The organism is Clostridium kluyveri, assembly GCF_001902295.1.
Taxonomy (GTDB): Bacteria; Bacillota; Clostridia; order Clostridiales; family Clostridiaceae; genus Clostridium_B; species Clostridium_B kluyveri_B.
The window spans coordinates 4,443,473-4,454,353 of the sequence record NZ_CP018335.1 but is presented as its reverse complement, the minus strand read 5'-3'; the positions used below and the strand labels follow the sequence as shown (position 1 = coordinate 4,454,353).

Annotated in this window: 10 protein-coding genes and 1 pseudogene; all 11 read left to right on the top strand. The window is 28.0% G+C overall.

The genetic code is table 11. The features are described from left to right. The first annotated feature begins 620 nt into the window (after positions 1 to 620). The 11 genes and pseudogenes from rpmH (at position 621) to BS101_RS21785 (ending at position 10,774) form a co-directional block, all read left to right on the top strand. Positions 621 to 755, top strand: coding sequence for a 50S ribosomal protein L34 (gene rpmH, locus BS101_RS21835; protein WP_012104240.1), 135 nt, complete (start codon positions 621 to 623; stop codon positions 753 to 755). 50 nt (positions 756 to 805) lie between these two features. After that, on the top strand, positions 806 to 1,144 hold the full coding sequence (rnpA, locus tag BS101_RS21830) for a ribonuclease P protein component (RefSeq protein WP_073541006.1): 339 nt from the start codon (positions 806 to 808) through the stop codon (positions 1,142 to 1,144). Beyond that, complete coding sequence (gene yidD / locus BS101_RS21825; protein ID WP_012104237.1) at positions 1,141 to 1,350, top strand: membrane protein insertion efficiency factor YidD; 210 nt, start codon at positions 1,141 to 1,143, stop codon at positions 1,348 to 1,350. Before rnpA ends, yidD begins: the two co-directional genes overlap by 4 nt. 20 nt (positions 1,351 to 1,370) lie before the next feature. After that, the gene (locus BS101_RS21820) at positions 1,371 to 2,036 is read left to right on the top strand and encodes a membrane protein insertase YidC (protein ID WP_073541004.1); all 666 of its coding nucleotides are present in this window, start codon (positions 1,371 to 1,373) and stop codon (positions 2,034 to 2,036) included. Positions 2,037 to 2,052: 16 nt separating this feature from the next. Then, positions 2,053 to 2,679 (top strand): RNA-binding cell elongation regulator Jag/EloR, encoded by a 627-nt coding sequence (gene jag, locus BS101_RS21815; RefSeq protein ID WP_073541002.1) that lies wholly within the window; start codon positions 2,053 to 2,055, stop codon positions 2,677 to 2,679. 70 nt (positions 2,680 to 2,749) lie between these two features. Continuing rightward, a complete protein-coding gene (gene mnmE, locus BS101_RS21810; protein ID WP_073541000.1) occupies positions 2,750 to 4,129 on the top strand; it encodes a tRNA uridine-5-carboxymethylaminomethyl(34) synthesis GTPase MnmE in 1,380 nt (459 codons plus the stop codon). 10 nt (positions 4,130 to 4,139) lie between these two features. Further along, positions 4,140 to 6,026: a tRNA uridine-5-carboxymethylaminomethyl(34) synthesis enzyme MnmG gene (gene mnmG, locus BS101_RS21805; protein WP_073540998.1), complete on the top strand. Its 1,887-nt coding sequence runs from the start codon at positions 4,140 to 4,142 to the stop codon at positions 6,024 to 6,026. 24 nt (positions 6,027 to 6,050) lie between these two features. Beyond that, positions 6,051 to 6,764, top strand: a complete 714-nt coding sequence (gene rsmG, locus BS101_RS21800; RefSeq protein WP_073540996.1) for a 16S rRNA (guanine(527)-N(7))-methyltransferase RsmG — start codon at positions 6,051 to 6,053, stop codon at positions 6,762 to 6,764. A gap of 877 nt (positions 6,765 to 7,641) precedes the next feature. Beyond that, on the top strand, positions 7,642 to 9,030 hold the full coding sequence (locus BS101_RS21795; RefSeq protein ID WP_073540994.1) for a reverse transcriptase/maturase family protein: 1,389 nt from the start codon (positions 7,642 to 7,644) through the stop codon (positions 9,028 to 9,030). 150 nt (positions 9,031 to 9,180) lie between these two features. Next, positions 9,181 to 9,906 (top strand): annotated as a pseudogene (locus BS101_RS21790) (ParA family protein); the annotation flags it as partial. A gap of 7 nt (positions 9,907 to 9,913) precedes the next feature. After that, complete coding sequence (locus BS101_RS21785; protein ID WP_073540990.1) at positions 9,914 to 10,774, top strand: ParB/RepB/Spo0J family partition protein; 861 nt, start codon at positions 9,914 to 9,916, stop codon at positions 10,772 to 10,774. Positions 10,775 to 10,881: the final 107 nt, after the last annotated feature.

Here is a 10,881-nt window from a genome sequence, read left to right as displayed (position 1 = left end):
TTTGTATCCTCCAGTCTTATAAAAATAATTCACAATATATCCACAGAAAATTATAAGTATATTATATTTTTTTGACACATGTGGATAAAAATATTCACATGTGTATAATAATGTGGATATTTTTAAATAAAAAAAGTTATCCACATTATTAACAAAATATATATCAACATTATCAACAGTGAATAATACTAGATAAATTGGGCAATAATGCATATATAGAAATATGTTATACACATAAATTATAAAGTTATACACATACTTATCCACAAGTGTGGATAAGTGATATGAATTATAAATTTATCCACAAGTCCCTATAATATAATATCAAAACGCAACTACCTATTCAATAAGTTATCCACAAAAATAAATAAAAATGTTGATATGTGAACTTTTTTATTGAATTCTATACTTTTTAATTTGTATTGACATTGTAACTTAGTGAATATATAATTTAATAGTGAAACTTTAGGATGGATTTAGTGTTTCTACTGTAAATGTATTTAAAAAGTTAGATTTTTGTTTTTAATATTCGGTTTCAGAAGTAATTATGCTTATTGAATTTTATAATGTTAAATAAATGTTATTAAATATTAAACTTGAAGAAAGGAGTTGTGTGGATTATGTGGATGACTTATCAGCCAAAAAAGAAGCAAAGAAAAAGAGAGCATGGCTTTAGAAAGAGAATGAGAACTCTATCAGGAAGAAATGTTATTAAGAGAAGAAGACAAAAAGGTAGAAAAAGATTAACAGCATAAGGCCGCTTTTGTGGCCTTTTTCTGCAAGCAGAAAAAAGGAGCAAAGACAGATGGATGTTTATAGGATAAAAAAAAATGCAGAATTTAGGGCTGTATATAAAAGGGGAAAATCTTTTTCTAATAATTTGTTAGTATTATATGTATATATGAATAGAAAGAATGTAAATAGATTAGGTGTATCGGTAAGTAAAAAAGTAGGTAAAAGTGTTATTAGAAATAGAATTAAAAGATTAATTAAAGAAAGTTTTAGACTAAATAGGGACTATATAAAAGTTGAAAATGGGTACGATTTAGTATTTATAGCTAGAAAGACATCTAACGGAAAAAGTTATGTGGAGATAAATAATTCTGTGAAAAATTTAATTAAAAAAGCAGGTTTGTATAAGTGAAAAAGTTTTTAATTTTTTTAATCAAAGTATATAGGAAATACATTTCCCCTCTAAAGGTACCTTGTTGTAGATTTTATCCTACTTGTTCACAATATGTATTGGAAGCTTTACAAAAACATGGTATTATAAAAGGTGGATTTATGTCTATAAAGAGAATATTGAGGTGCAATCCATTTTGTAAGGGTGGATATGACCCAGTTAAATAAATTTCAGGAGGAGTAAAGTTTTGCAATATCTAAATAATGCTTTTGTTCAGTTTTTTGAGTTTTTACATCGTAATGTGACTTCACTTATACCTAATCAAAATGTATCTTATGGCATAGCAATAATTTTAATGACTTTAATAATTAGAATTATAATACTTCCATTAGGTGTAAAACAGTTGAAGTCGTCACTTATAATGAATGAAATTCAGCCAGAAGTTAAAAAGTTGCAGGAAAAATATAAAAAAGATCCACAAAGAGCTCAGCAGGAAATGATGAAATTATATAAGGAAAAAGGTGCTAGTCCTTTCAGCGGATGTTTACCACTTCTTATTCAATGGCCTATTTTAATTGCCCTCTACTATGTTTTTAATAATTTATCTGGAATAAATGGTGTTAGTTTTTTATGGATAAGTGATTTAGCTAAAAGAGATATATTTCTTGCTATTTTATCTGGAATAACTACTTATTTATCTACATATTTTATGATGTCTTCAAATAATAGTGAACAGGCCAAACAGACACAAACTATGAATATAGGAATGTCTGGATTTATGGTATTTATGAGCTTGAGTTTTAAATCTGCATTGGTATTGTATTGGGTTGTTAGTAATTTGATTCAAATAGCACAAACTTTAGTTATAAAGAGGATTGGAACCAAGAAGAACACTAGTCCTAGTAAAGCTTAGGGGGTGGCTGCGTATTATGAAAATTATAGAGGTTACTGGAAAGACTGTTGAAGAAGCAATCAAAAATGCATTACTGGAGTTAAGAGTTGAAAGAGATAAAGTGGAAATTGAAATATTAGATCCAGGTAACAAAGGTTTTTTGAACTTTATAGGGGTTAGGCCCGCTAAAATAAAGGTTAAGGTAAAAAGAGACTACATAAAAGAGGCAAATGTATTTTTAAAAAATATTCTGCATTGTATGAAAGTAAAAGCTGAAATACAAATTAAAGAGAATAATGATGTTATAAAAATATGTTTAACTGGTTCTGATATGGGAATACTTATTGGCTATAGAGGAGAAACATTAGATGCTATTCAATATCTTATAAGTCTTGTAGTAAATAAAAATCATGATATGGAATATAAAAGAGTTATTTTAGATACAGAAAATTATAGATTAAAAAGAGAAGAGACATTAAAAAGACTTGCAAGAAAAGTTGCTGAAAAGGTTAAAAGGACAGGTAGAACTGTAAAATTAGAACCAATGAATCCCTATGAAAGAAGAATAATTCATTCTTCACTTCAAAATGATTTTTATGTAAATACCTATAGTGAGGGTCAAGAACCTTTTAGAAGAGTTGTAGTAGATTTTAAGAAATTCTAAGAAAGCCTAAAGGCTTTCTTTTTTTAAATCTTTAAAAGTTATATAATTTTATTTGGAGGAAACTAAGATTATGTTAGAATTTGATACAATAACAGCTATTGCTACCGTTTTAGGAGAAGGTGGTATATCTATTATAAGAATTTCAGGAGAAAATTCTCTCAGTATAGCTAATAGTATATTTAGAGGAAAAAATCATAGAGACTTATTAGATATAAAACCTTATTCCATGAGATATGGTTTTATAATAGAGAAAGATACTGGTGAAATATTAGATGAAGTGCTTGTAAGCTTTATGAAAAGTCCTAAAAGCTATACTGCTGAAGATATAGTAGAAATAAACTGTCATGGTGGAGTATTAGCCACAAGAAAGGTAATGGAAGAAGTTATTAAAGCAGGTGCTAGACTTGCTGAACCTGGCGAATTTACAAAAAGGGCATTTTTAAATGGAAGGATTGATTTAAGTCAGGCAGAAGCAGTAATTGATATAATTAGGGCGAAAAGCCATATTTCAGTAAAATCGGCTGTACAGCAATCACAAGGTAAAATTTCTAAAGAAATTAATTTATTGAGAGAAGAACTTTTAGAGATAATTGCACATATAGAAGCTACTGTCAACTATCCAGAAGAAGATCTAGAAGAAATCACTTCAGAGCAGGTTTACTTAAAGATAAATAAAATATTAGATAAAATAAATTATATATTGAGTAATGCAGAAGAAGGAAAAATAGTTAGAGAGGGCTTGAGTGTAGTAATTGTAGGAAAACCTAATGTAGGAAAATCATCTTTATTGAATTCTTTAATTGAAGAAAATAAAGCTATAGTTACAGATATACCTGGTACAACTAGGGATGTTATAGAAGAGTATATGAATATAGGTGGAATTCCTATAAAAATAATTGATACAGCTGGTATAAGAAAAACTGATGATATAGTAGAGAAAATAGGTGTGGAAAAGTCTAAAGAAAAAATAGATGAATCGGATTTAGTTATATTAATGTTGGATTCAAGTAAAGAGTTGGACGAGGAAGATAATGAAATAATAAATTATGTAAATCATAGAAAATACATTATTTTATTAAATAAAACTGATATAGGTGATAAAATAGATTTAAATGATATTTGTAATTTAAATTCAAGATTTATAATAAAAACCTCTATTAAAAATGGAGAAGGTTTGGATAAAATCAAGAACTGTATTAAAGAATTATTCTTTAAAGGAGAAATTAAGTCAGAAGATTTGTTTATAACTAATACCAGACATAAAGAAGGACTAATTAGAGCTAAGGAAAGTTGTATTGAAGCCCTGCAAACATTAAAAAGTACTTTAGCTATAGATTTAGTGTCTATAGATATAAAAAATGCATGGATTAATTTAGGAAAAATAACTGGTGATACTTTAGAAGAAGATATAATAGATAAAATATTTTCACAATTTTGTTTAGGAAAGTAGGTAATTAGATTTGGAGTATTTTTCAGGAAGATATGATGTAATAGTTATAGGTGCAGGTCATGCTGGATGTGAGGCAGGACTTGCTGCAGCTAGAATGGGTTGTAGAACTTTAATGTGCACCATGAATTTAGATAGCATAGGATTTATGCCATGTAACCCTAATATAGGGGGAACTGCTAAGGGACATTTAGTAAGAGAAATAGATGCTTTAGGTGGAGAGATGGGAGTAAATATTGATGCTACTTTTATACAGTCAAGAATGCTCAATACTTCTAAAGGACCTGCTGTGCATTCATTAAGGGCACAAGCAGATAAGAGAAATTACTCAGGAAGAATGAAAAGTGTACTTGAGAGACAGCATAATTTAGATTTAAAACAATTAGAAGTGATAGGTATAAGAATTGACAATGAAGGTAAAGTTTGTGGCGCTATAACCAAGAATGGGGCGTATTTTGAAACAAAAACTATCGTTCTATCTACAGGAACTTATTTAAAAGGTAAGGTAATTATAGGTGACGTAAGCTATAGTTCAGGTCCAAATGGATTTATGCCCGCCAATGATCTTTCACAAAGCTTATTGGATTTGGGAATAGAAATCAGAAGATTTAAAACAGGTACACCAGCTAGAGTAAATGGACGCAGCGTGGATTTTTCTAAAATGGTAGAACAGCCAGGTGATGAAAGAATAGTTCCTTTTTCTTTTATGAGTGAGAATTTAGATAGAAAACAGGTGTCTTGTTATTTAACATATACTACAGAAAATACTACAAAAGTTATAAGAGAAAATATAAATAGATCTCCTCTTTTTAATGGCTCCATTAAGTCAGTAGGACCAAGATATTGTCCTTCTATTGAGGATAAAATAGTTAGATTTCCAGATAAGGAAAATCATCAAATATTTATTGAACCTGAAGGTGAAGATACAAATGAGTTATATGTAGATGGTGCATCTACATCAATGCCTGAAGATGTTCAGATTGCTATGTATAGGACTATAATAGGCCTTGAAAATGTGGAATTTTTAAGGACAGGGTATGCTATTGAATATGATTGTATAAATCCACTGCAGTTAAAACTTACTTTAGAATTTAAAAAAGTTGAAGGGTTATTTGGAGCAGGTCAGTTAAATGGAAGTTCTGGATACGAAGAAGCAGCATCACAGGGCATAGTTGCAGGTATCAATGCTGCCCTTAAAGTTAAAGGAAAAGAACCTTTTATCTTAAAAAGATCTGATGCTTATATAGGAGTTTTAATAGATGACTTAGTTACAAAGGGAACGGAAGAGCCTTATAGAATGATGACATCCCGTTCTGAGTACAGGCTTATACTTAGACAAGATAATGCAGATTTAAGGCTTACAGAAATGGGATATAAAATAGGGTTGGTTACTAAAGAAAGATATGATAAATATCTAGAGAGAAAAAATAATATAGAAATTGAAATAAAAAGAATAAAGAATCTTTATATAACACCTAAGAAAGAAGTAATTGAGTTTTTAAATTCATTGAATTCATCTGAATTGAAAAAAAGTGTAAGTTTATACGAATTGATAAAAAGACCAGAACTTGATTATTTTAAACTTCAGATGCTTGATAGGGATAGACCTGAATTAAATGAAGATGTTCAAGAAGAAGTGAATATCATTTCAAAATATGAGGGATATATAAAAAAGCAGCTAGAGCAGGTTCAACAGTTTAAGAAATTTGAAAGTAAGTTTATACCTGAAAATATAGACTATGATGAAGTTAAGGGATTAAGAATAGAAGCAAATCAGAAGTTAAAGAAAATACGACCTATAAGTATAGGTCAAGCTTCCAGAATTTCAGGAGTTTCACCAGCAGATATTTCTGTTTTATTAGTTCATCTGGAGAAAAAACATAGAGAAAAACTTCTATAAAATAACAATTTGGGAGAAAATATTATGGATTATTTTGAGATTATGGACACTGTATGTAAAGATTTAGGACTAAATTTTAACCAAGAAAAGTATAATAAGTTTATTGAATATAAGGATATACTTAAATTATGGAATGATAAGATGAATCTTACTGCTATAGTAGATGAAAAAGATATAATTAAGAAGCATTTCATAGATAGTATCAGAGTATTTAAATTTTTGCCTTTAAAAGATGCTAAAAGTATCATTGATGTGGGAACTGGTGCAGGATTTCCAGGTATACCCATAAAAATAATTAAACCAGAAGTAAAACTTATACTTTTGGATTCTTTGAATAAAAGAATAAATTTTTTAAATCAAGTTATCTTAAATATTAAATTAAATGATGTAACATGTATACATGGAAGAGCAGAGGATTTTGCAAGAAAAATAGAGTATAGGGAAAAGAGTGATGTTGTAGTATCAAGGGCCGTGGCTAATTTAACAGTTTTAAGTGAATTTTGTATTCCTTATATAAAAGTGGGAGGATATTTTATAGCAATGAAAGGGCCTTCTGTTGAAGATGAGATTACAGAAAGCAAGAATGCAATTAATATTTTAGGTGGTAAAATTGAAGATATAATAAAAGTTGAAGATGATGAGTTCAATCATAATTTAGTAGTAATAAAAAAAATAATACATACTTCTGGTAAGTATCCAAGAAAAGCAGGTATCGTATCTAAGAATCCATTAAGGTAGCTGAATTTAAAAAATCTTTAGGAGAACTTGTTAATAAAGAATTGGATGATATTAATTGGTGATTATAATTCTTAAAAAGTAAAATGTTTCACGTGAAACATTTTACTTTAATTTTTTGTATTTTTCAATTTTATATTGTACATATAAAATTGATGGATAAAATTATAAATTTTATATGTATTTTGCTATAAATAAAAGAATTTATAGCAAAAACTCTTTTATTATTGTAAATAAAAATATATAATTAAAAATAAGAAAATAGAAAACCTAGAAAGGGGGAACTTAAATGAAAATAATATCCATATTTAATCAAAAAGGCGGCGTAGGTGTGCGTCCGTAATGGGTTATAAAAGAATGCTGTTTAAATACAGTCAAGGTTACAACGATACCTTGTTAACCAATAGACTTACCTGAAGGTGGAAACATCAAGGGAACCATAGCATGTCTATTAAAGCATATAGTTTCTAAAGATGGTTAAGATACTGATATGCAAGGTTAGGATATGATAAGGTCAAGGCTGGATTGCTTGAATTCTAGTTTCTTAGCTCTAACTGCCGGGGTTTACGAAGACCATTTGAATACGTAAACGGAATATTTAAAAATAAAATTTTACCTGTGTTTTATTAACGTTGTAGATATTCCCAACATCTTATTATGAGGTGTACGAGAAACGAACAGAAGACCTAAGTCATATTATCGCTTTTATTAATCTAAACGGAGATAGTCTAAGGTGGAATATTTTAAGTACTGTGAATTGAAAAATTTTAAATATCCATTATGATTACGGAACCTTCATAGTAGTCCGAGATAGGGAAAGCCTATTACATGGCGAAGGAAGGAAGGTTATTTTTATTGTCTAATTAAGGAGGTATGCGAAATGCAAAAAGCTGAATTAATATTGGCAATATTAAAAGATAAATCTAATAAGAACCCAAATTATAAATTTCAAAGAATATATAGATATTTATTTAATATGGATTTCTATTTAAGGGCATATTTTCAAGTTTATTCTGCAGGTGAAAATACAGGCAATGTTGTTACAGAAAAAGTACATAGTTTTAATACTGAAGGTGTTCATAAAATAATTGAAAAATTAAAGAATGAAAGTTATTATCCAGAGTCATTAGAAAAATCAGATAAGCAAAATAAAAAACATTCTCAAATAAAAGGTTTATATGATAATTTAATACAGCAAATAATTGTGGAAATTCTCCAATCTATATACAATGTTAATTTTAGTGTTAATTCTCATGGATTTATTCCCAATAAAAATTGTCATACTGCTCTTTATAAGATAAAAACTACTTGTAATGGTGCTAGATGGGCTGTTAAGGGTAATATAGAAAGTTGTTTTTATAATATAAATTATGATTTTGTTATAAAGTTATTATGTGAAAAAATATCTGACGGACGTTTTATAAATCTTGTTCGTAAGTTTCTTGCGGCAGGATATATGAAAGGAAAAAAAAATTATGATACATGGTCAGGGATACCACAAAGAGAAAATTTGGCTAATATATTGATTAATATATATTTAGATAAGTTTGATAAATATATAAATAAAGAATTTGGACAAGTAAAATATATACGGTATTTAGATAATTTTATTATTTTTATTTTTGAAACTAAAGATTTAGCTGAATATATGATAGAAAATATAAAAGTTTTTTTAAAAGATAAGTTAAATATAGAAATTACCGAAGAAGAAATCTTTATCATTGATTTAAATAAACAGAGAGTGAAATTTTTAGGCTATGAAATAACTAAATTAAATAATAATTTTAAAGGTAATAAAATTGATAAATCTAAAGAAAAAAGAGATACTGAAATAATACAATTATTAATACCTGCTGAAGTGATAAGAAAAATAATTAAACCTTTTATTTTAAATGGAAAGCCAATACATAATAATTCTAGAATTAACTTATCCGTATTTAAAATAATTTCTCTCTATAATAGAGAAATCATAGATTTATATAATTATTACTGTTTAGCCTCAGATGTGAATGTAAAAGTTAGAAAATTTAAATTTTATCATTATTTAAGTTTGGTAAAGACTCTGGCAAGAAAAGAACAAATATCAGTTAAACAGGTAATAAATAAATATGGTATAGTCTTTAAGGGAAAAGATAAAAATGTATTAAAAAAAGTTGTGGGAATCAATTATATGACAAAAAACGGTATGGAAACTATAATTTATTGTAATGAGTCCTTAGAGAGGAAAAATAAGCCTCTTGCAAATGTGAATGATATAATTTGGAAGTAGCTTAAACAAGGAGAACTTAACATAGATTTACCTTTTAATATAAATAACTGGAGAGCCGAATACATTGAAAGGTGTACGTTCGGTTCGGAGGGGGGTTCACAAAAATCTGCTGTGATTTGGTTACAGTAAGACGTTGGGTTCCTACCCTACAAAACTACCACTTGTATTAATTTAAGTGCATACTTAGCTATGCAAGGATATAAAATATTAAATATAGATATTGATCCTCAAGGTAATACTACCAGCGGATTGGGTTTTGATAAGAGAAATATAGAGATTTCTATATATGATGTTTTGACATCAAGGGTTAACATAAATGAGGCAATAGTACCCTGTGAGCTTATAGATAATTTCTATATAATTCCTTCAATAATGGAATTGGCTGGATGTGAAATAGAATTAATAAGTAAGAAAAACAGAGAAAAAATATTGAAAAGCAAGTTAAAGAACTTGAAACAGGATTTTGATTTTATATTTATAGATTGTCCACCATCTTTAGGACTATTGATCATAAATGCACTTACTGCATCAGATAGTGTGCTTATTCCAATTCAATGTGAGTTTTATGCTTTGGAAGGTGTTGGACAATTGATAAACACAGTTAAATTAGTTAAGGAGTCATTGAATACGAATTTAAAAATTGAGGGAGTAATTATGAGTATGTGTGATACCAGAACTAATTTATCAAATCAAGTTGTTTTAGAGGTGAAAAAGTATTTTAAAGATAAAGTTTATGATACTACTATACCTAGAAATATAAGACTGGCGGAAGCTCCTAGTTTTGGACTACCTATAGTACTTTATGATGATAAGTGTAAAGGTGCGGAAGCTTATGAGAGATTGACTAAAGAATTTTTACATAAGCAAAAGGAGTGAATGTGATTTGAATAAAAAATATGGATTAGGGAAAGGACTTAGGGCACTAATACCTGAAAATACTTTGGACATTGGAGAAGAAAATCAAAAAGATATTAAATATATTGATATTGATTTCATAGTTGCAAATAAAAGTCAGCCTAGAAAAAAGTTCGACAAGGACAAGATATTAGAACTTTCTCAATCAATAAAAGAGTATGGTATAATACAACCTCTTGTAGTTAATGAAATTGAAGATAATACATACAGTATAATTGTAGGAGAGAGAAGATGGAGAGCTGCTAAATTAGCTAATATAAAAGAGATACCTGTAATTATAATGAATTTATCAGGTAATGAAATTTTAGAAGTTTCTCTAATAGAAAATATACAAAGACAGGATTTAAATCCCATAGAAGAAGCTCTAGCCTATAAAAAATTGGTTACTGAGTTAAATTTAACTCAAGAAGAGTTAAGTAATAAAATTGGAAAATCTAGAACTAAGATTACTAACTGTATGAGACTTTTAAATTTAGATGATAGAGTTCAAAATTATCTTATAGATGGAGTCATTACTGAAGGACATGGAAGAGCCCTATTAGGCTTAGAAAGTAATGATTTACAATATAAGCTAGCTCAAACTATTATAGATAAAAATCTTACTGTTAGAGATGTAGAAAAACTTATTAAAAATGTTAATTCACATAAAAAACCACAGCAAAATCAGACTAAAGAACAAAATGTTTATTATTTAGATATAAAAGACAAGTTAGAAAACTTATTTGGTACAAAAGTTTTATTAATGGATAAAAGAAATAAAGGTAAAATAGAAATAGAATATTATTCTCAGGAGGATTTGCAGAGAATATTGGATATATTAAAAATCTAATTTGTTTAAAAATGTTTCACATGAAACATTTTTAAACAAAAATTCTTTTCATATATATATAATGGGTATGTTATTAAATTTAAAGAAAGTATTATTCATTTTAATCT

What these genes read in the sequence shown, in the direction of transcription:
- rpmH (WP_012104240.1), top strand. Translation starts at nt 621, where the DNA reads ATGTGGATGACTTATCAGCCAAAAAAGAAGCAAAGAAAAAGAGAGCAT.
- rnpA (WP_073541006.1), top strand. Translation starts at nt 806, where the DNA reads ATGGATGTTTATAGGATAAAAAAAAATGCAGAATTTAGGGCTGTATAT.
- jag (WP_073541002.1), top strand. Translation starts at nt 2,053, where the DNA reads ATGAAAATTATAGAGGTTACTGGAAAGACTGTTGAAGAAGCAATCAAA.
- mnmE (WP_073541000.1), top strand. Translation starts at nt 2,750, where the DNA reads ATGTTAGAATTTGATACAATAACAGCTATTGCTACCGTTTTAGGAGAA.
- rsmG (WP_073540996.1), top strand. Translation starts at nt 6,051, where the DNA reads ATGGATTATTTTGAGATTATGGACACTGTATGTAAAGATTTAGGACTA.
- BS101_RS21795 (WP_073540994.1), top strand. Translation starts at nt 7,642, where the DNA reads ATGCAAAAAGCTGAATTAATATTGGCAATATTAAAAGATAAATCTAAT.